This is a genomic window from Fulvimarina uroteuthidis (genome assembly GCF_034321785.1).
GTDB lineage: Bacteria > Pseudomonadota > Alphaproteobacteria > Rhizobiales > Rhizobiaceae > Fulvimarina > Fulvimarina uroteuthidis.
This window is the reverse complement of record NZ_JAXLPB010000006.1, coordinates 82,041-102,519: the sequence shown is the minus strand read 5'-3', so window position 1 is coordinate 102,519 and position 20,479 is coordinate 82,041. Positions and strand designations below refer to the sequence as shown.

The window sequence follows — 20,479 nt, the reverse complement described above, 5'->3', positions numbered from 1 at the left end:
TTTATAAATAGCACTAAAGGAGAGTGCTATGACTTCAATAGACCAAGTAAGAGCCGCGTTGATCGCGACGAACCATCATCGAACCGGTAAGATCATTCAATTGTCACCGGGCATGCAGGCGCAGGCGGACAAGTTGGCCGAGGTGGCGTCGTACGCGCGGATCGAAGGGCTGAACAGTCGGCTTCACGAATGCGGAGAAGAGGACCAATGGGGCGGGCAGATGGCGTGTCGGATCCCGGCCTGCCCGCGATGCTTCATGAACTACCGACGCAAGGAGACGGCGATCTCCATCAAGAAACGTTTTGCCGGTGTTCACAACGACAAGCTGGCATTCCTCACGCTGTTGCTGGACCCGTGCGGGGATCCAAGCTCCGCGCAAGGGGAGTTCGAACGCGCCAAGCGCCGGATGCGCAACATGGCAGATCGCAAGTGCCGGGAAGACCCGCGATGGCGGGGGGTTCAATGGGTGTTGTATCTGGAGCTGGACCGGACCAGCGTTCGGGAAAACGAAAAGGCCGGTCGCAACACGCGAACCTACTTCCAGGCTATCGTGGAGGAGAAATGGCTGCAGCCGGATGATACGATTTGGTGTCCCCACCTGCATGGGATCGTGGAGCTGGGTGCGATCAGCCGCGATGAGTTCGCCCGGACACTGCGGGAGTACGGTCATGAAACGCCCTATCAGGTTGATGTTCAAGCGTTCGATGCGAGCCGCCGGGTGGAGCGGAACATTCAGCGGGTAACCCGATACAGTTTGAAGTTTCGGATTGAAGAGGACTTTAAACGGGACAAGCCGGTGCCGGGGGCGGAGACGGAGGAACCAGCGGAGCCGATGGAGCGAAAGTGGTGGAGCCGAGAGGACATAACGGCGCTGCTGGCATGGCACGCCGAGGGTCGGGGGTTTCAAGGGATGCGATTTGTTCGAAAGAAACCCAAGGGCAAAGGGAAAGAAAAAGCGGCTCTAACCGAGGGTGTTCGTGTGAACCAACGGGGTATTGGTGATGATGGTGGTGATGGAGAAGCAACTGGGTGTGAGAGTGTCGTCGGGTTTAGGTATGAATATACTATACAAGAGACGAACTGGCATTCAGAACTGCTTGCCGTCGTCGACGACCGCGCGTTCAGAACCCCCATGGCCCGACTGCTTCTGGACGAAACGTTTGCCGCTGGCGAAGCTGGATGCGGAATTTTGTTAAGAAACACGTGGTGCCGAAGCGCCGCCGCGCTCCGGTCCCCCAACTTGGCTCACACAGCGTCAACGCCGCTGGCATGCTCGGCTTCAGCGTCTCTGACGCGTTCAGTCTATGACGCGCGCTGTTGAGCGTCTGAGGGCAGCCGTGACGCGCCCTGCCCTGTCCGACCGTCCTGCCGATATCATGAAGCCCCTGAGAGCGTCCGCAGCGCGTAGATACGGCCGACCGGGAAGGTAGGAGCGGTGGATCGGAAAGTATCGCTGCCGATCATCGTCGGCTGGCAGCCCCACCGAGCTCAGCCAACCATTAACCAGAGCCATACGCGATCCCAGCTGACGGTCGCTAGTGGACGTTGGTCGGCGTAAACTGAACGAACTCTTGAATGCCGACTTCCGCCAATGCCTTGTTGAATTCCTCCAATGCCGCAGCATCGGTGGCGAACAGGTCGTCCCAGGTGGTGGAATTGTTCTCAGCGTCGACGACTTCCAACGCCCATCCTTCGGACGAGCCTTTAATCCGGTAGATATTCATCTCAACGGTGACGCTATCCTGGGTGCAAGGGCCGGAAAGCTCGGAGTACTCAATCTCCGGGTCTTCGCCGTAATCAGTCATGGTTTTGATCCTCACGCTTAGGCCCTGTATCGATCATACGCAGAGAGACGTCGGACAATGGGCTCAGCCTCCGACCGATATATCTCCTGTCGCAGGAATTTCAGCTCAGCTTCGTAGGCAGTCTCGTCAATTTCAGTCCACCAGCTTTTTGCTCGACCATCGGAACCGTCATTCCATCGGTAGCCGCGAGCTTTGAGAATGTCCTTGGTATCGAAGGGACTGTTTTGTGCGAACACATGCAGACGGTCTTTTCCGGCCGAAGCCTCAAGCTGCAGAAACGCGCTTTCAGCAGAAACCCCCGTCGAGGACGTCAAAACTTCCAATAGCGCATGGCAGTCATCCACGGCCCGATGTCCGTTATGGAAAAAGCCGCACTGGCCGATCAGATAGACCAGCTTGTTGCCTTCAAAACCAAGAGACGTCCAATCAACCTCTGCAACCGAGCACGCCCATGCCTTGTGGGAGAAGCCGTCGTGAAAGGCTTCGCAGAAGGGGCGGTCGAACTTCGCATTGTGCGCGATCACAAGCTCAGCGCCGGCGATGAAAGCTGAAATTTCGTCTGGATCTATGCTGCGGCCCGCCACCATGTCCATGGTAATGCCGGTGATGTTGGTGATCTCCGCGCTTATCGGAACAGCTGGTTCGCGCAGTTGGGAGAAGACGCCAATCACGTCCCGCACACCGCTGGCGTCATAGGTGAAGGCCACCATGCCCAGTTCTATGATTTCATCTTTTCGATGATCCAGCCCGGTCGTCTCCGTGTCCAGAATGATGCCAATGCTCTGGCCCGGAACGACCACGTGGTTTTGCACGATGGGGCGCGGTGTTAGCTGGCGCTGAATGCGGTACCGTCCGGTTTCTTGCAGCTTTTCAACGACGCGTTCTTCGTCATCCCGAGCCATGGGCCAGACGAAGGCCTGCGCCTTTTTGTTGCTGTTGCCGGGTGCTCGCGCAGCCGGAGCATTGTCCGGCTCCGTAGCGAAGAGGTCGGCCTGTCGCGCGTTGCCGGCGTATCGCTGTTTCTCAATATCCGTCATCACCGCTACGCCATTCCCGCCCTGTCGTGAGGCAATCTTACTCTGATTGCGGCGTTACGCCCAGTCGGCAGGACGCTCAGAGAGCCCGTAGCGCGTAGATGCGGCAGTCCTGCAAGCCGAAGCGTGCGGTCGTTGGCATCAGCGTGATCGAGCTTCCTAGGGCGATCGTGAAGTGCAAGGCGCTCTGATAGGCCGGCTCCACCGGCACTGTGGTTCGGAAACCGTCCCGGGTCATGCAGGAGATCCAAATGCCGTCGATCGCGTAGTCCGTGGTGTTGGTGACGACGAACCGCAGCCGTCCGGTTTCCGTGGTCTCCGTCTCCAACCTCGGGAGTTGTTCCGGCATGCGCCGGAAGTCCGCGTGCGCGACGCGGCATTCCGATCGGTTGAGGTCGTACCGGTCAACGTCGTCGAACCGAGCCTCGAAGACTCGAACCGAGTTCACGCTGTCACCCGGCGCCAGCCAATGCCCGATGCCCGCACCGTTCCGCCCCCACGGCTTTTCGCGTGGCGTGCCGTCGCGGTAATAGCCTTGGCATTCAATCCGCAGGCTCTCCAGCCACATCGCGCTGAGATTGGTGAAGCTGACCCGAACAGTGTTCCCGGAGATGCTCTGCGAAAGGCTGATGGGAACGTTGTCGGTGATCCTCACGCTTTCCGCGGTGGGGATCACCATTCGGAAGATGTATTCGGCCTCCCAGGCCGCAAACAGCGCGCCAACGACGATCGTGATGGCCAGAAATCTTGAACCCCAATGCGCAGCAATGGTGGCGATGTTCGAGGCGATCAGCGCGATGATCCCATAGACTACGACCCGTACTATTTCCACGTCCGTGAACGCCAGCGCGAGGATCGCGACCGATAGGAAAAGCCCGAACATTCTGGCTTGACTGAACGCCAGAACGATCGGCAAGGACGCGGCGCGGATGATGAGGTCGAGGTTTCGCGTCACTGGGGCTTCATTCGTTTCGGCGGGAAGAGAATGCTGGGTTTGCGCTCGCCGAGACTCCAGCTCGCCAGGTTCGCATCAAGCCGTGCCGCGATCCTCATCAAGCTGGCGACGTTAATCAGCGCCGCCGCGCGCTGATCTTCGGAAACCTCGGCCTGCCCGATCCGAAGGGTGACACGGCGAAGGACCTCGTCCAAAGCGGCGAGGTCCTCGTAAAGGCGTTCATATTGTTGGAAAGCCGGCCTGGTCGGGCGCACGAAGTTGCCGCCCTGCCCCATGTCTACGCTGCCTGTTTGCTGGACCGAAGCGCCCGGCTGCGCGCGGCGGCGGCTTCGCCCAGCTGGGTGTCCAGCTCGCCCGCATCCACTGCGGCGATCAGCGTGTCGATGAGCCCCGGAAGCTGCGTGAACTCGGCGATCTCAATCGCGTTCTTGCCCTTGGCCAGTTCGATGGTCTTGCCCGCATAGCGCAATGAGAAGAACGTCTGGCCCGCCGCATTCTCGAACCAAGCGGACCGGAACCGCTTGCGCTGTTCCACCTGCACGCGCTCGTCGGCTTCGTTCTTGCGCCAAACCATGTGCGTGGGCACGAACGCCTCGCCGGCGATCTTCGCTTCTGCCGCGCGCTTCTGCTCGGCCAGCGCCTCGATGACCTTGGCGCGGGTCCGCTTCACCGGATCTGCCTGCGCGTTCATGGGTTCCGCTGTGGCCAACTTCAGTGCCTTCAAATGGGTCATTGCTTCGTTCCCAAACATCGTTGTCGATATCCCGGATAACGATGCCGATGAACTCAAAGAGCAACCGAAGATTGTCAGAACGCACGAAGCCAGCGCCTCGACACCAAGACGGCAAAGCCCATTGCAACCAGCTGATAAGTCGGATAGCTTCGCTGCGCGCGCCGTCCTCGCATCCTTCATGTCTCTCAAAAAGATCGACGCGATAAGAACGCGGGCGAACTCACCGAGCATTGCGATTGCCGCAAACACCCCATCGACAACAAGGCAGATCCGTTTTCAGCCTTGCACAAGGCGTAAATGTTACCCATCTTCGTAGCGTGCAGCGCGCCCCTTAAAGGGCTTGCGCGCCAGGATCTTTCTCGGATCGTTGACCACGGATGTACTGGCAACCACGCCGAGAAAGTCGCACTGTCCGTTTCGGACACGCTGAGCCGCCGGAGGAAACTCTTGGCGGCTTTGTTGTACGCAGCGGATCTCTTCGTTGCGCGTCGCGTAGAACTACTCTTCGTGCTCGGAGCCGTCATGTCGCGAACCTCGAGCTACAATGGTGCGGGCGTCATTGCGGGCAGATTGCCAGTAGTATCGCTTAGAGCCTTCGTGGATTCGCGGATCGCTGCTTGGCCTTTTGTGAACGCGTTGAGATTGCACATAAAGATCTCAGGTTCGGCTTAATTAGGTACAGTCCGCCTTCGTAGTTTTCTCGTTACTCGTCGACCGTATCGAATGTTTCAAAACGGTCCTTGATCGAATTCGACATCGACAACCAAGCCCGCCGATCCATCAACTGCTATCGAGCCATTTAGTTTTCGCACGCAACCTTCGATGATTTTCCAGCCAAGCGATTTTGATGCACGAAGCGTTTCCTCTGCATTTGCAAGACCAATTCCATTGTCAGCGACGGTCAATCTTATTTTGGTTCCGACACGCGCTGCGGTAATCGTTACAACGCTGTTTCTGTCATTCGTTGAGGGCGCGTGCTTCGCAGCATTCGTCACAAGCTCATTGATTATTAGTCCTAGTTCCGTTGCCGTATCGAACGATACCAGCAATGGGGGGCCTTCGGTTTCAATGGCGAGCCCACTCTGGGCAAGAGCGACACGCAATCGTTCCGTTAGCGTCTCGATATGTTCGCGGATGTCAACATGGGTGACGTCGTCGGCTCGGTGCAGCAGGTTGTGCGCATTGGCGAAGGCCTGAATACGGCCGGTCAGGTCGTTGAGAGCGCGGCGTGTCTCCGCGTGTTCGGACCGACGAGCCTGCATCAGGGCAAGCGATTGGATGATCGCGAGATTATTCTTAGTGCGATGATGCATTTCGCGTAGCAGAAACTGCTGTTCAGCAAGCGCGTCACGTAGTGCCCGGTTCTGTTCGCTCAATTCCTCGACAGGCGAGCCGTGGGTTGCAGTGACGAGCGCTTCGGCCGCAGTCCTAGCCAAATCGACCGGTGCATTCACAGTCTTCAGGTTGAGTGCAAGCTCAACAATGGTGCCCGCCTCACTGGTGTTGATGACGAAGTCGTCGACGAGTTTTTGTGATCCGCTTAAGCCGAGACCAGGCCCCTTATGCGACTGGTGACGGCCCCGCAGCATTGCATCGACGTCCCTAATTCCATGCCCACGATCGTGAACGCGTGCGAGAAGACGTACGCCGCGGCTGGTGGTGTTGAATGAGAATTCGGCTACGCCGTTTTCGCCATATTGATAGGCGTTGCGGGCAATTTCAGAAACGGCAGTGGCAAAGCGGATCTGGTCACGGCTCGGCGCCTGCGCGACCTTGGCGATCAGCAACGCTGAGCGACGCGTATGAGTGACGTCGCCGTCCAGTTCGAGACTGATGGAGGTCACCACCGATTTCATGTATGCGGCCTCACGACGACGATTCCGGCGTCGTCGCTGCCGCGCCGCCGCAGCTTATAGAGTGTCGCGGCAATGATACCGGACTCTCGAAAGAACAGCGAGCGCGGCTCCGGAACACGTGGAGAACTTTTTAGGCCGTCCGTGCTCAAGATCAGCATCGCGTCATCTGACCAATCGTGTTCAGTCGGACGGGGGCGCCTTGTAGCAGCTCCCAGAATGCCGGGCTGCGAAGGAATGCCGTACTGGTTGCCGTCCGAAGTGTGGATAGAACCGCGGACGTTACCGAGGCCCATGGCCCGCAATTTACCCGCTGCATGCGGGATCTCAACGATGAGAGCGGCGGCGCCACGGCTACCACTTAGCGCGTCCGCGACCTGTCGTTCAATATCCTCCAGGGACTTAGATCCGGCCACATCAAAGGCCTTTAGACCGGTCGAAGCGACCTCGGCGGCGGTTGGGCCATGGCCGAGAACGTCCATGAGCATCACCATCGTTGAATGCTTCCCTGGCCGGATCGCAAACGCGTCGCCACCGGCGTCAAAGCCGGGCATGGGGACGATCAATCCGGTGACATCGTAAGGAGATGAGGAGACTGGACCGGGCGTTTCGCCGACCGTCGCCATCACCGTCGTACCATGCGAACCGCTATAAATGTCGAAGCGGTCGGCCTGGCGCTGCATTGAGCCCATGCCGCCGCCGATGCCGCGCGGCTCTTCTGTGACAGTTGTATAGCCATCGGCCATCGCGGCTTCGACGTTCGGAATCCCGGGTCCGTCGTCGATCGCCAGAATCGTGACCGACGCCTTGATGCGCCCCCGGCCGCCTTTTCCACTCGCTGTACGCGCATCGACAAGAAGCTCGCCATTGACTGCATGGCGCACGAGATTGGTGCAGGCTTCGGTGACAACGATTGCCAGCCTTTCCAGTGCATCGTCCGGTAATCCGACAGCCTTGCCTGCCTGTACGGCAGTCCGGCGCGCAGTGCCAACTTGGCTTTCTTCGATGACAGGCAGAGATTTCATCTTTGACCACATTCCAGCGTAACGATCGTCCCGGTACTTGACGAGGACGTGATGTCGAACCGATCGACTAGGCGTTTCGCACCGCCGAGCCCAAGGCCAAGACTCTTGCCAGTGCTGTATCCGTCCGAGAGGGCGAGATCGACGTCTTCGATCCCCGGCCCGCGATCCGAACATTGCGCAATGACCCTGCGGTTCGCCCCCAATCCAACGATCTCGAAGGTTATGCGACCGCCGCGACCATAGTTGACGGCGTTTCGCGCGATCTCGGATACGGCGGTAACGAATTTGGTACGCTTGACTGCGGATGCGCCGATTTCTCCCATCGCTTTCATCGCAGCTTGCCGCGCAAAGGCAACGTCCTGCGACTTTGCTAAGGTCACCGTTGTCATCGAGTCAGCACCAGTCGCTATGCACGGCCGGACATGATCGTCTTGATCGCCCGGTCAGCGGTGAGCGCCGTCTCCACGCCATCCAGCGTCATGCCGAGTTCGACAAGGGTCATCGCTACGGCAGGTCGCATTCCTACGACGATCGTCCGGGCGTTCATCATCCGCGCCATCTGGGCCATAGCTCCCAGCATGCGGCCCGCAAACGTGTCGACGATCTCAAGACTGGAAATGTCGATTATTACCCCATGGGCGCCTTTGCGAGCCACTTCTTCGACCAATTGATCCTGCAAAGCGACGATATCCTGATCGTCGAGATCGTCACGGATAGCGACTATGACGCAGCCGCCGATAGTGATGATGGGAAAGTTGCTTTTCACCTGGGTCACGGCTTTACCGCTGACCCGGGGCAACGCCGATCCGATCGAACGCATAGGCGAGGCCGCTTTGCAAATCGACACGGGTCGTAATGTTGGGAAGGTCGACGCCGAGATTTACCACCGTCTGGGCGATCTTAGGACTAATTCCGCAAATCACACATTCGGCGCCCATTAGTCTAACTGCTGCGGCCGTTTTCAGAAGATGCTGCGCCACCAAAGTGTCTACGGTAGAGACGCCGGTGATGTCGATAATGGCGATCTCGGCCTCCCACCGGACAATAGCGTCCAGAAGATTTTCCATTACGGTCTGGGAGCGGAACGAATCGAGCGTCCCGATCAGCGGAACCGTAACGATGCGCTCCCAGATCTTGACGACCGGTGCGGACACTTCGGTCATTTCGGCGCGCTGGCGCTCGATGATCGCTTCGCGCTTCGTCACCAAAGTTTCGATCGCATGCAGGACGATCTGGTCGACAATCCGCGTCGTGTTCCAGATTTCCTTCATTAGAATCTTTGGATTTTCGCCGTGTTCGGCTTGTAAAACTTCTAGGAGAGGCTGTTTGAGTGAGCCGATGAACCAGCCCATCTCGGTCGTCGAGACGCCGCGTTCGGTGCGGTTTTCAGCAATTTCCTCTAGTGTTTCGCGGACGGGCGCCCAGCCGGAGTCGGACAGGTCGAAGCCGTCGTCGTTGGCGGTGTCGGGCATCACGCGTGCCATAGCGCTCAGCAGAGCACGACTTTGCTTTTCCGATTCTTTGGCTGAGACGAGATCTGTACGCTTGACGCCCTCCTTCGACTGAACCTTCAGCCAACCCGCCAACACCCGGTCGTAGTCATCAACAAGGATCGACGCAGTCGTCACTTCTTTCGCCATATCATTACCTTCTGTTCAAATGTCGGCGTCGGTGGCGCGAGGGATTTGACAATACAAATTGAGCTTCTTGTGAAGCATGTGGGCAGTGTCCGTCAACGCGATGAACATTTACGGCTCTCTCTAGCTAAATTTGGAACCGTGGAGGTGCGTTCGGAATACTGGACCAATGCCTAGACTGGATCACTTGGTGATGAGGACGATCCGAGAATTCGGAAGAAGACGCGGTATTCCAGAGAATCCAAAGCCACGGTCGCGCTGGATACAAATGTGGGTGAGCTGACTTTGGCGAACTGGTCAGGAAGCACGGGGTTCATCCCAACGTGGTCGGTCGATGGAAACGTCTGACCATTAAGAACATGGTGTGGGCGTTTTGGCCTGTGTTGCCGAACCGACGTTCTCATCGAAAACTAGCGCGAAAGCTCAACTGTTCTCCTACCATTTTCGTTTGTCCGGCGACCATTGACTTAAGCTTTCCCGATCCAGACCTTCGAGCGCTGTGAAACGCACATAGCTGGGCTTCTCACCGCACCACGAACATCGAAACGGCAACTGTTCAATATCCGCCGTCGGCGCGATGGCTTCACGAAAATCCGAACACCGGTGAACCACTCGCTTGCCGCAAACGCAGTGGATACGGATGCCAAGGCCGCGCCGAAGTCCCTCTGCGAAGTTTCGAATCGTCTGAACCATTTGGGCATTCTGCACGAGAACGAATACGGAACAAACTGCTTTCGTTGTGATCCTCTCGATGCGATCATCAAGACAACGAATCGATCAACGGAGACCGTGATGGGCGAGCATCGTGAGCAGAGTGAACATCCCACCGATGACATCGAAGAGGATGTCAACGAAGCCATCGGCCTTGTGGGTGGCGATGCTCGTGTGGCCGTTCGTGGGCTGATCCTCGGTCAACGGCAGCTGCAATCGGAGATCGCCGCTACTGTTTCCGCTGGGTATGTGCGACGGAAGCCTCAAAAGCGAAATGTTTGATCGGCTTTCGGTGTGAGGTTGACATTCCCGCTAACGACCGCTTCGCGCCCATACGCACCATTATCGCTCAGGGAGGAGCATGCATCTTCCTACGACTCAGCATTTGTCGCTCGGCGAACGCGCAACAGCCTTTTCGCGAGAGATCGCTTCAACTCTCCGAGCTCTTCGAGCATGGCATGGGGGTGATCTTCGTTGAGCATCGCAAGAACATCGACATTAATTGCAGCGTGAACCTGCATGATCTCGTCTCGCGCCTTTATCCCTGCGTCCGTCAGTTGCAGCATCATTTTGCGGCTCTTGTTGGCATCAAGGGTTTCAGTCACGAAATCCCGGGCGATTAACGGGTCCATTCTTTTCGCTATCGTCTGGGGATGCACGTCAAGTTTTTCTGCGAGGTCCCGAGCAGCAATCGGCATATCGGGATCGAGAAGAAGAAGTGCTTCGTTCTGCCCGCTATGAAATCCAATCCCCGCGAGGCGCAAGCTAATCAGGGCACGTACCGTTTTCGACATTGTAAGCAGGGAAGCGGTGAGATCGGCTTCGTCAGACTCCCTCGTCTCTTTCCGAATTTTTTCGCAAGGCTGCCGCTGTTTAAAAGCAATCTGGTAACAATCCATCGCTCGCTCGCATTTGTTGCCGGTGCCGCTAATTTTTTAGCGACATTTTGTATTCCGTGGCGATAGCTAATCCGCGTTAAAAGTTGTGAAATTTTAAGCCAGCTAAACAATCTGGAATGTGCGCCATATTGCTCCAAAGCGAGCGTGTTCAAAAGTTCGTAGAGTATGGGATCGCCGGCAGCATTGCGCCCATTGCGGCCGTTCGGCTGAAGCCAGCCGGCGACCGAAAGCAGACATCCACCAGCCGTCGATCGATGGCGCATCCATTACAATTGGGCGTTCTCATTGACATCATAGAGCTGACGAGCTCGATGCGACCGAGCCGATAGACCAGTGAGTAGTTCTTGGCCTGGGCGTCCGGGTTGCGCTATGAAGGTTCCGGTGTCGCAGCATCGTGGGGGTATCATGCGAAAGGTTGGCGACACTGATGTCGAGGGCAATGAAACGCTCTGGAAATACTTCCGTCTGGAGCGCTTCCTTTCAACGCTGGCGGAGAGCCGGCTCTATTTCGCCTCGGCCAATCAGTTCATCGATCCGTTCGAAGGCGCCGTCGCCGTCCAGTTGGATGTGCCGCCGCCTGATCCGCGCTACGCCGGAATGGAGAGCGCGGAGCATGCCTTCTTCCAACTGAAGCGGTTGACCAAGATAAGCTGCTGGCACCGCGCCGCTTATGAGAGCGATGCGATGTGGAAGCTCTACGCTGGAGAGCACAAGGGCATCGCCATCTGCACGACGCCCGATCGCATGCGCGCCGCCTTCAAGCCCTTCCGTCTCAAACCGGAATATGGCGTCGAGGATCTATGGGGTGGTCCGGTCCAATATGTCGACCTAACCCAGATTCGGATGCGCCGTGTTGCCATGCTCGACCGGTTCTTCTTCAAGCACAGGGCCTTTGAATGGGAGCGGGAATACCGGCTCGCAATCTCCGTTCGAATGGCGGAGGAATTTGGCGTCCGCGTTCCTGAACACGGCATCCTTGTCGATGTCGATTTTCCCGTTCTGATCGCACGTATCGTGCTCGGCTCGACCACCACCGCAACCGAGCGCGCCACGGTCGCTCAACATGTGGTAGCCGCCGGGCTGAGCGATCGCCTCGAGCTTTCCACCCTTCTCGGCCGACCCCGCTATGTCTGAGGCCAAACGAGCAGGCATGAGAGCAACGCGAGACCCACCAAAGTGCTATCCTATTCGGACACCGCTCTAACGATCTCGGAAACGCTGCAGACCAACGCGATCGTGTGGAACCACTCGCTGCCGGAACAGGAGATGGGGCCAAGCCGGCGCATCCTCGAAGACCTTGGGTGCCTCGCCATTGCCGGCGGTTTCCCCGTCATCGCGTATGTCGTTCGGAACCGCGCCGAACTAAGCGATTTGTTCAAGCAGCTGACAACGGAGGCCGAGCAGGGGTTGAGGCCCGTGCTCCACGTCGATGCTCACGGAACGGTTGCCGACGGTCTCCTGCTTGCGCCGCGGCGAACGTATTGGCTGGACAAAACTTGGGGGCAACGTCACAACCAACGGCTGTTCGCGACGTTGCGGAAAAAGAGAGGCTTGGCAGGTGACCCGACCGATCTTACGTCTGCGGCGCCAAACTGCCGACAAAGGCTTCCGCGTTCAGTTCGGTTCGCAGGAAGTTGATCGTCTCGGGAAACCCATCTAATCCGACGACCCTGACTGCTCCTGGTGCACGGGCGTGCATACGGACCAATGTTGCCGTGCAGAGATCATCCGGAACTACGGCTTCGTGGTAGTCGTGGTGGCCCACCCGATACGAGTCGCCACACTTCATCGTCGCCTCGCTCACGACATCGGCCTGAACCCGGAACGCCGTCCTGCGAAGAACGTTCGAGGTCGTCGATCGATAACGATCCCCAGCGTAGCCCACCTCGTAGAGCGGCTTTCCGCCGACTGGCACGGTCTGCACATTGTACCTAATATTTGTAAGGCGACCCTGTAGGATCCAGCTATCCACATGTCGGTCGTGCGTATGGACAAAGGCAGGCATTCCGGCGATGACGCGGGGTGCCTGCGGCCAGAAGTGAAAGCGCCATTCCTCTTCGTCTGACCGGCTTAGTAGTACGACATGGAAGCCATGTGGGTGAAGAAGGGCGCTGGGATTCGTGCGGATGAGCCAAGCCTTTATCTCGGCTAGGAGGATATCCGCAGGGGTTGACCGAACACGTTCATGCTTCAGGAATGAAAAGCATTCAGCGGACATACGGTGATGGGTTCGCGAGGCTCGATTTCGCTTTAGGTTCCAAGCGGATGATCTCCTTGTCATAGACGATCGACGTGATAGCTGTGGGCAAGCTCCCGTCTCCTTGGTTCTCAACTCTAAACGCGTCCGCGCAGATCCAGTCAAGTTCGGTCGAAAAGGCCGAGTAGTCGCTATCGGACCTTCGAAAGCGCATTGCGGTGTCCTTCGGATCCTCACGCGTCACCAGAAGTTCGTCGGCAGTCCCCTCGATCCTAAATGTCGAAAGACGCGTGGTCAGAAAAAGTTCAATGTCGATCAGACCAAGGTTTTCTCGCGATGCTTGGATCAGAGCTAGTATGGTCGCGAGCACTTCCGTTCGTACGTGGTCGACGCTCCAAAGCTTATGGTCGAAGGACGACGTGCGTCGGAAGTTCGCGTAACGCTCGCAAACCGCCGCGTTGCGCAAATCGAGCAATATGACCCGGACTTGCATCCTGCGCCGCGACTGTCGTGCTTGTCTAACGAGGATTGGAAGTATGTCGGATCGAAAGTGCCGACCCGTCCGCACGAATATCCTGTAGTCCGTGGCGTTGGACGCAATCCGCTCCAGTGCCGTTCCAATGTCTTGAGGCAGAATCGAGGATCTTGCGGCAAGATCGTTGGGATCCACGAATAGGTAGGTAAGGTAGAGGCCAGACATTAGGGCGAAGGCGCCGCTAGCCACGACTGAAATGAGCAGGTTGCTGAGGGCGCTCCAGATGGGTGTGGGCGGCGCTAGGATTGCGATCAGGAAAACGCCGCCGACTGAGACAGCCAACACAACGAACGATGTGAAAAGAAAAATTCGCTTCTGGAAAGGCGAACTGAGGACGCCGGAAAGTGTCATGCTCTAAGAACTGCCCGCTGTTGGTGCCAATCACCGGATTGGCCGGATCAAACCCTGTTGCGATTGGCGATTCAAGGCGCATGCGGATATTGCCGTTCCATAATAGCGTTTTTTGCCTTCGTGGTGCTGCAAGAGTAAGCCAGTGGCAATGTGCGCTCTGAAGCGGCGTAGCGACTGTCGCCTTTGTCGTGGAAGGGTCGAAACCCGAATGTCAGCTTTCCGCCTACTATGTCCTGAAGGAGTCGGTCCGGTTCTGGCCCTGTCCAGCCTATCGCGCGCCCCATTCCGGCCGAAGGCTGTCTTTCATTCGCTCCACCTGAACCTGGGCGTAATGCTTGTCGATCATGGTGATGGAGGTGCGGGTGTTCCGAGCCAGGTCATGGATGGGAACGCCATGGGCCAACTGTTGGCTCAGGTGGAAATGCCGGAGGCTATAAGAGGTTCGTCGCACACCGCGATGGTCCGTCTGGAGATCGCACACGCGTAGCAGTTCGGAGAAGCTCTTCTTGAAGCTCTGAATGCGGCTGCCATCGATGTTCGCGAACACCGGGTCCTCATCGATGGGTTCGCGTCCGGTGCCCTTCTCGAACACATCCCATAGCATGTCGAACCACGTGAGCGCCGCCAGTTGCGGCACAAGCGTTCCGCTCTTGCCCTTACCCCGAACCCGAACGCGGATGTCACGCTCGCCGATGGGCTTCTTGCGGGCATCGCGATAGCCCAGAACATCGCCCCAATTGAGGTTCTTGCTTTCGGTGGGCCGCATACCCGTCAGCGCGGAGATCTCGATGTAGCAGTGAAGGGCAATCCGATCGCGGCGCGTATGATCGTCCAGTCGGTCCAGACGCCATTGCCGGCCGTCCTTGGCTTTCGTGATCCGTGCGTCGGCTGGGTCCGTGTGCAGCATGATAGGGTCAACGAGACGCGATAGGCTCGTCTCGATAAGCCTCGCGTATTCGTCGGGCTCAAAGCTGGGTCGGCGGTTGTCAACGCGCCGCCGCACTTTGATCGCCGGCACTTCCAGCGACCGCACATATCCCCATTTCGTGGCCTGCGAAAACACCGACCGCACGATCACCAGTTCGCCCCGTTGGCGGCTCAACGAGGGTGTCTCCCGTTTGACCCCGCGCTTCAGGGCCCGTCCGTTTCGCTCGTACCGAATATGCGTGATGTCCTTGCCCGGACCGTCTGTCCAATAGGTGCGCCGCCATTCCACATACCGTTCGAGGTCCGCCTCGGTAATCGCATCCACAGGCCGATCGCCAAAGAAGCCCACGAGGTAACGACGAATAACCGGCGGCCAATCCCGGGCATGATGCGTGCTGCGCTCGTCTCGTTCCACCTCTTTGAGCAGCTGTTCGATGAAAGCTTCGGCCATCTTGGAGAACGGCATCACCGTGGGCTCCAGGCCGCTCTTCGCGCGGTAGCTGGCCTCGGCCCAGACCTCATACGCCTTGCGCTGGGCCTGACGTTCGTCGTCCGTTTCCAGAGATTTGCGAATTTGACGGCCCTTCATGCTGAACCGCACGGACCAGTTTTTGCTGCCCTTTCGCTGGAAAAGGGTGAACGGCGGGGACACGTTCTGTGACATCGGCCCGGCTCCAATGGCGTTACGTTGGTGCCCTGCTCTGCGCTAAAACTGTGCTAGGCCCTCGAAGGCATCGTACCGGAAGCCTTGATAACAAAGCACTTCTTCCCGCGCTGTGCTGGGACTGTGCTAGCGTAAAACCAGCACAGCCGGATGCAAAGAGCGGCTTCAAACTCTCTGGCAAGCTATTGATCTACAAGGGAAAATGGATGGTAGCGGGAGAGGGACTTGAACCCCCGACACGCGGATTATGATTCCGCTGCTCTAACCAGCTGAGCTACCCCGCCATACGTCTGTCTGCGCCCGCGCGGAGCGCTCCAAATCGTGGGGGCTCTATAGGCGGGGACGAGCGCGCCTGTCAACGGGGTCGTCGCGCAATCACCCGGACGCGAACGGATGCCGTCCGGCGGCCAGGCGGCCGCCGGACCGGACCGCCGCCTATCGCTCGATCCAGAAGGCCGGCAGCCAGTATCCGTAGAGCGGCGTCACGTCCGGATGCCGGACATGGGCCCAGCGGGCAAGGCGCTGTTCGGGCAGGTGGAACAGCGGGATCACGTAATGGCCCGAGACGAGCACGCGGTCATAGGCACGCACGGCGGTCACGAAGTCCTCGCGCGTGCGGGCCACCACCATGGCCTCGATCAGGGCATCGATCGCGGGGTCGGCGGTGCCCGCATAGTTGAACGAGCCCTCGACGTCCTTCGATATGGAGCCCCAGCGATAGACCTGCTCGGCACCCGGCGAGAGCGAGGCGGCATAGGTCGCGATGATCATGTCATAGTCGAACCCGTTCTTGCGGGCCTGATATTGCGAATCGTCGACCGTGCGAAGCGTGATCGAAATCCCCAGCCGCTCCAGCGTGCGCTTGAACGCCAGCGCCATGCGCTCCTGCTCGGAGGACTGGGTCAGGATCTCGAAGCTGAGCGGCCGTCCCTCCGGCCCCACCAGCGTGCGCCCCTTGAAGTCGTAGCCGGCCTCCTTGAACAGACGGAGCGCCTCGCGAAGCACGGTGCGATCGCCGCCGGAGCCGTCGCTGACGGTCGGCGCGTAGGTGCCGTCCATCACCTCCGGCGAAACGGCGTCGGGAAACGGCGCAAGCAGCGCCTTTTCCGCTTCGCTCGCCGGAATTTCGGCGGAGGAGAGCTCGGAGTTCTCGAAGAACGACGCCGTCCGCTCGTAGGCGCCGTAATAAAGGTTGGTGTTCGCCCATTCGAAATCGAACAGCATGGCAAGCGCCTCGCGCACCTTCGGATCGGCGAACTTTTCGCGGCGCGTGTTGAACACGAAGCCGAGCATGTTGGACGGCGCCCCCACCTCGAAGGTTTCCTTGACGACGCGGCCGTCCCGCACCGCAGGGAAATCGTAGGCCGTCCGCCAGTGATTCGGATCGCCTTCGAGATAGACGTCGTTGTTGCCCTTCTTGAACGCCTCGAACTGCGCGCTCGAATCGCGATAATAGTCGATGACGATGGTCTGGTAGTTGTCGAAACCGCGGGTGATCGGCCGATCCTTCGCCCAGTAGTCGGGGTCCTTCTCGTAGACGATCTGCTGACCCGGTTTCACCGACTTGATCACGTAGGGCCCCGAGCCGATCACCGGCTCGAGCGTCGTCCGCTCGAACGTCTCGCGATCGAAGGCGTGCTCGGGAAGGACCGGAAGCCCGGCGATGAGAAGCGGGGTCTCCCGGTCGGCCGTCTCGTCGAAGGTGAAGCGGATGCCGTGCTCGCCGACCTTCTCGATCGTCTTGGCCGGCCGCAGCCAGTTGGCGTAGAACGGGCGACCGTGCTCGCGCAGCATCTCGACGGTGAAGAGAACGTCCTCCGGGCGCACCGGCTTTCCATCCGAGAACGTCGCCTCGGGATCGAGCTGGAACTCGATGAAGGTGCGTTCCGCGTCGGTCTCCACCGTCCTGGCCAGAAGCCCGTACATGGTGAAGGCCTCGTCGCGGCTGCGCTGCATCAGCGGCTCGAAGACGAGATTGCCGAACTGGCGGTCGAACCAGATCCCCCGCGCGGTGGTCAGCGCGCCGCGCACGATCACCGGATTGAGATTGTCGAAATTGCCGTAGACGCCGTAGCGCATCGTCCCGCCCTGAGGGGCATCCGGATTGGCATAGGGCATGTGCTGGAAATCGGCAGGAAGGGCCGGCTCGCCCTGCATGGCGAGCGCGTGCGTCGGTTCTGCGCGCGGAGCGGTCGGTGCAAGGCCAAGGGCCAGGAAAAGCACACCGGCAACGATACCGGCTGTCGAAGGCATGCGCATCAAGATCGGTCTCCATGGAAATCGGGCGGAGGTTTCAGGCCCGGCACAAGGTCCCTCCATCGTCTGTTCCGCCCTGCCCTAGGTCTTCAATTGGCCTTATTTGCGTCAGACGGAACGCCCCGTTAAGGAATGTGGCAAACGCGCGTGGCGGCCCGTCGGGGGTTCCCGTCAGACGTTTCATCGGCGGCGGATCGGACCATGCCGAGCGCCGCGCAACCCGGTTCGACTTTCAGTACAATAGAGGCTCCCAACGATGCATCGCCACTCAACGTCCCTGACGATTGCCGCCGCCTTCTTCAGTGTCGCAACCCTTGCCGGCGGAGCGCTGGCTCAACAGGCGGCGCCTGCCTCCGCCCCTCCTTCCGTACCCGGCGAATGGTTCAAGGTCTGCTCCGAGCAGGGTGAGAACAATATCTGCAACACGCAGTTCACGCTCGTTGCCGACACGCGCCAGCTGATCACGGCGATGAATCTCATCGAAGTCTCCGGCAAGGTCAACCAGAAGGTCGTGCAGGCCGTCGTCCCGACCGGCCGCGTCATTCCCGCAGGCGTCCAGGTCAAGATCGACGATGCCGCCCCGGTGGCGCTGAATTATTCCGTCTGCTTCCAGGACCGCTGCATCGCCGAGGCCGAACTGACCGATCAGATCGTCGCCAGCATGAAGCGCGGCCAGCGGATGACCGTCACCTCGATCAATTTCCAGCGCCAGCCGAACCCGGTTCCGGTGACGCTCGAGGGCTTCACGGCCGCCTATGACGGCGAGCCGAAGGATGCGTCGGAAATCGCATCGCGCCAGCGCGAGCTCAACGAAGCGCTGCAGCAGCAGGCCGAGGAGCGCCGCCAGAAGTTCGAGGCCGCCCAGGACGCGGCCAAGAGCGGCGCCGGCGCGAGCGAAGGCGATGCACCCGCCCAGTGATGCCGGTCCCGCGTGCCGGCCCGCCGGTCGCGGACAATGTGCCAGTCACATGAGAAAAAAGGCGCCCCGCTGTCACCAGCGCGGCGCCTTTTCCGTTGGCTGCTCGTCCCGGGAACAGGAGCGGGCCGCTCAGGCACCCTTCCGGGTGAATTCCAGATCGGACACGACCACGTCCTCGCCCTCGATCTTTTCGATCACCTTCATGACGAACGCTTCGCCGTCCTGGTTTTCGATGGTCATGCGCGCCGTATTGTCGTCGTAGATCGTCTTGTTCCACGTGACCTGAAGGTCGAGCGTCGCGCCGTCGCGCTTGCCGTTGAGCTTGGCCGGCCCGCTGCCAGAACCGGTATAGACGCCGTTATATTCCCCGGTTTCAGGATCGAGGGTGAGCTCCGCGCCGATATCCCGGTTCAGCACCAGCATGGCACTGCAATTGCCGGAAAGCTTGAACTCGGTCTCGGCCTCGACCGCGCCCGACATGTCGCAGGAGACGTCGACAGGCTTGGGCAACTGCTCGATCTGCACGCTGCCGCCGCCTTCCCATCCGCCGTCATAGCGCGAAAAATAGGTCTCCGATTGCGCCAGCGCGCCGAGCGGGGCGATGCCGAGCGCCGCCACGGCCACGGCGATCGTCTGTCTGGTCCCAGGCTTCAAATTCAGGTCCTCCGGTTCGGTTCATCCCATCTTCGCATCGCAATGCCGGCAGCATTGCGGTCGCCGGGTCCAGCGCGGGAAAATGACGGATATGTTTGACGATACGCCGCCTCCCATTGTGCATGTGCCGGGATCTGGCGGCATCGGACATGCCTCGATTTCCATGAAGGAACGTCGCAGGCCCGGCTGCGTTGCCTCCCCAGTCAACGAATTCTCATATATCGGAGCCTGACCCCATGGATATCATCCGTCTCATCTGCGCCATCATCCTCCCGCCGCTCGGCGTCTTCCTGCAGGTCGGACTGGGAAAGCATTTCTGGATCAACATCGTTCTGACCCTGTTCGGGTTCATTCCAGGCATCATCCATGCGATCTGGGTCATCGGAAAATATTGATCCCACGACCACCTCTGGGCGCCGTTTGCGTCCGATGCTAAGAAGCCCGGCAACACCGCCGGGCTTTTTCGTGTCCGCCGGACCAGTTTCGCGTCCTGAGGAAACCGTCAATTGCCAAGCTTTAAGAGCGACGATGTCGCCATCCATTTCGTCGACGAAGGGCCGCGGGACGGCGAACCCGTTCTTCTGGTTCACGGCTTCGCGTCATCGATCCGCTTCAACTGGACCGATCCGGGCTGGATCGAGACCCTGACGGAGGCCGGTTACCGGACGATCGCCTTCGATCATCGCGGGCACGGTTCGAGTGACAAGCCGAAGGACGAGGCCGCCTATACGCCGCACAAGATGGCTGCGGACGCCTTCAGACTGCTGGATCATCTCGACATTCCGGCTGCGTCGTTCTTCGGCTATTCCATGGGCGCTCGCGTCAGCGCGTTCGCGGCGCTGGACCGACCCGATCGCGTCACCAGGCTCGTTCTGGGAGGTCTGGGATACGGCCTCATCGAGGGTGTCGGCGACTGGGACCCGATCGCGAGGGCACTGCGCGCGCCCTCCCTCGACGAGGTGTCGGATCCGCGCGGGCAGATGTTCCGCGCCTTCGCAGATCGCACGAAGAGCGACCGGGAGGCGTTGGCCGCCTGCATCGCCCATTCCCGCGACGAGATCACCGAAGCCGAAGCCCGCAGCATCCTGACGCCGACCCTGATCGGCGTCGGCTCGCGGGACGACATTGCCGGCTCGCCCGACAGGCTGGCCGAAATCATGCCGAACGCGCGCGCCCTCACCATAGCCAATCGCGACCATATGCTGGCCGTCGGCGACAAGACATTCAAGACGGCGGTACTCGGCTTCCTGGCAAGCTGATCGCGCGGCGGAGGCGCGTCGTCGACATGCGAACCTTCGCCGCTTGGAAGACGAATGAAATCCGC

General features: G+C 59.4%; 21 protein-coding genes and 1 tRNA gene. 6 read left to right on the top strand and 16 right to left on the bottom strand.

The features are described from left to right. Positions 1–28 precede the first annotated feature (28 nt). Positions 29–1,321: a hypothetical protein gene (locus U0C82_RS16650; RefSeq protein WP_322188669.1), complete on the top strand. Its 1,293-nt coding sequence runs from the start codon at positions 29–31 to the stop codon at positions 1,319–1,321. Between the two features lie 214 nt (positions 1,322–1,535). Here the strand turns inward: U0C82_RS16650 and U0C82_RS16645 are convergent, their stop codons facing one another. From U0C82_RS16645 to U0C82_RS16600, 10 genes are all read right to left on the bottom strand, one after another. Beyond that, the gene (locus U0C82_RS16645) at positions 1,536–1,805 is read right to left on the bottom strand and encodes a hypothetical protein (RefSeq protein WP_322188667.1); all 270 of its coding nucleotides are present in this window, start codon (positions 1,803–1,805) and stop codon (positions 1,536–1,538) included. A gap of 17 nt (positions 1,806–1,822) precedes the next feature. Continuing rightward, complete coding sequence (locus U0C82_RS16640; protein ID WP_322188665.1) at positions 1,823–2,842, bottom strand: 3'-5' exonuclease; 1,020 nt, start codon at positions 2,840–2,842, stop codon at positions 1,823–1,825. A 76-nt stretch (positions 2,843–2,918) separates the two neighbouring features. Continuing rightward, entirely contained in the window at positions 2,919–3,794 is an 876-nt protein-coding gene (locus U0C82_RS16635; RefSeq protein WP_322188663.1) for a hypothetical protein, read from the bottom strand. Then, a complete protein-coding gene (locus U0C82_RS16630; protein ID WP_322188661.1) occupies positions 3,791–4,069 on the bottom strand; it encodes a hypothetical protein in 279 nt (92 codons plus the stop codon). Before U0C82_RS16630 ends, U0C82_RS16635 begins: the two co-directional genes overlap by 4 nt. A 2-nt stretch (positions 4,070–4,071) precedes the next feature. Next, the gene (locus tag U0C82_RS16625) at positions 4,072–4,527 is read right to left on the bottom strand and encodes a DUF6641 family protein (RefSeq protein ID WP_322188659.1); all 456 of its coding nucleotides are present in this window, start codon (positions 4,525–4,527) and stop codon (positions 4,072–4,074) included. Between the two features lie 728 nt (positions 4,528–5,255). Then, positions 5,256–6,383 carry a sensor histidine kinase gene (locus U0C82_RS16620; RefSeq protein ID WP_322188657.1) on the bottom strand — a complete coding sequence of 376 codons (1,128 nt, stop codon included), beginning with the start codon at positions 6,381–6,383 and terminating at the stop codon, positions 5,256–5,258. Further along, positions 6,380–7,405: an ATP-binding protein gene (locus U0C82_RS16615; protein ID WP_322188655.1), complete on the bottom strand. Its 1,026-nt coding sequence runs from the start codon at positions 7,403–7,405 to the stop codon at positions 6,380–6,382. Before U0C82_RS16615 ends, U0C82_RS16620 begins: the two co-directional genes overlap by 4 nt. Next, a complete protein-coding gene (locus U0C82_RS16610; protein ID WP_322188653.1) occupies positions 7,402–7,794 on the bottom strand; it encodes an ATP-binding protein in 393 nt (130 codons plus the stop codon). The genes U0C82_RS16615 and U0C82_RS16610 overlap by 4 nt, the downstream gene beginning before the upstream one ends. A 17-nt stretch (positions 7,795–7,811) precedes the next feature. Then, positions 7,812–8,180 (bottom strand): STAS domain-containing protein, encoded by a 369-nt coding sequence (locus U0C82_RS16605; RefSeq protein WP_322188651.1) that lies wholly within the window; start codon positions 8,178–8,180, stop codon positions 7,812–7,814. 4 nt (positions 8,181–8,184) lie between these two features. Next, complete coding sequence (locus U0C82_RS16600; protein WP_322188649.1) at positions 8,185–9,045, bottom strand: STAS domain-containing protein; 861 nt, start codon at positions 9,043–9,045, stop codon at positions 8,185–8,187. A 600-nt stretch (positions 9,046–9,645) separates the two neighbouring features. Between U0C82_RS16600 and U0C82_RS16595 the strand changes: the two genes are divergently transcribed. Next, positions 9,646–10,035, top strand: a complete 390-nt coding sequence (locus U0C82_RS16595) for a hypothetical protein (RefSeq protein WP_322188648.1) — start codon at positions 9,646–9,648, stop codon at positions 10,033–10,035. Between the two features lie 89 nt (positions 10,036–10,124). Here the strand turns inward: U0C82_RS16595 and U0C82_RS16590 are convergent, their stop codons facing one another. Then, the gene (locus tag U0C82_RS16590) at positions 10,125–10,652 is read right to left on the bottom strand and encodes a MarR family winged helix-turn-helix transcriptional regulator (RefSeq protein WP_322188646.1); all 528 of its coding nucleotides are present in this window, start codon (positions 10,650–10,652) and stop codon (positions 10,125–10,127) included. 405 nt (positions 10,653–11,057) lie between these two features. Here U0C82_RS16590 and U0C82_RS16585 point away from each other — a divergent pair, with 405 nt between their 5' ends. After that, positions 11,058–11,786 carry a DUF2971 domain-containing protein gene (locus U0C82_RS16585; RefSeq protein WP_322188644.1) on the top strand — a complete coding sequence of 243 codons (729 nt, stop codon included), beginning with the start codon at positions 11,058–11,060 and terminating at the stop codon, positions 11,784–11,786. A gap of 1,073 nt (positions 11,787–12,859) precedes the next feature. On the opposite strand, the gene U0C82_RS16580 is transcribed toward U0C82_RS16585, so the two are convergent. The 4 genes from U0C82_RS16580 to U0C82_RS16565 all read right to left on the bottom strand — a co-directional run bounded on the left by U0C82_RS16580 (position 12,860) and on the right by U0C82_RS16565 (position 17,585). After that, complete coding sequence (locus U0C82_RS16580) at positions 12,860–13,735, bottom strand: hypothetical protein (protein ID WP_322188642.1); 876 nt, start codon at positions 13,733–13,735, stop codon at positions 12,860–12,862. Between the two features lie 268 nt (positions 13,736–14,003). Next, a complete protein-coding gene (locus tag U0C82_RS16575; RefSeq protein WP_322188640.1) occupies positions 14,004–15,326 on the bottom strand; it encodes a tyrosine-type recombinase/integrase in 1,323 nt (440 codons plus the stop codon). A 207-nt stretch (positions 15,327–15,533) separates the two neighbouring features. Beyond that, a tRNA-Met gene (locus U0C82_RS16570) sits at positions 15,534–15,610 on the bottom strand. Between the two features lie 151 nt (positions 15,611–15,761). Next, positions 15,762–17,585, bottom strand: a complete 1,824-nt coding sequence (locus U0C82_RS16565) for an extracellular solute-binding protein (RefSeq protein WP_416186703.1) — start codon at positions 17,583–17,585, stop codon at positions 15,762–15,764. Between the two features lie 253 nt (positions 17,586–17,838). On the opposite strand from U0C82_RS16565, the gene U0C82_RS16560 reads away from it, so the two are divergent. After that, positions 17,839–18,501: an invasion associated locus B family protein gene (locus U0C82_RS16560; protein WP_322188638.1), complete on the top strand. Its 663-nt coding sequence runs from the start codon at positions 17,839–17,841 to the stop codon at positions 18,499–18,501. Positions 18,502–18,630: 129 nt separating this feature from the next. Here U0C82_RS16560 and U0C82_RS16555 read toward each other — a convergent pair whose 3' ends face one another. Continuing rightward, positions 18,631–19,155 carry a hypothetical protein gene (locus U0C82_RS16555; RefSeq protein WP_322188636.1) on the bottom strand — a complete coding sequence of 175 codons (525 nt, stop codon included), beginning with the start codon at positions 19,153–19,155 and terminating at the stop codon, positions 18,631–18,633. A gap of 236 nt (positions 19,156–19,391) precedes the next feature. On the opposite strand from U0C82_RS16555, the gene U0C82_RS16550 reads away from it, so the two are divergent. Beyond that, the gene (locus U0C82_RS16550) at positions 19,392–19,550 is read left to right on the top strand and encodes a YqaE/Pmp3 family membrane protein (RefSeq protein ID WP_322188634.1); all 159 of its coding nucleotides are present in this window, start codon (positions 19,392–19,394) and stop codon (positions 19,548–19,550) included. Between the two features lie 111 nt (positions 19,551–19,661). Next, positions 19,662–20,414 carry an alpha/beta fold hydrolase gene (locus U0C82_RS16545; protein ID WP_322188632.1) on the top strand — a complete coding sequence of 251 codons (753 nt, stop codon included), beginning with the start codon at positions 19,662–19,664 and terminating at the stop codon, positions 20,412–20,414. The last annotated feature ends 65 nt before the right edge of the window (positions 20,415–20,479 follow it).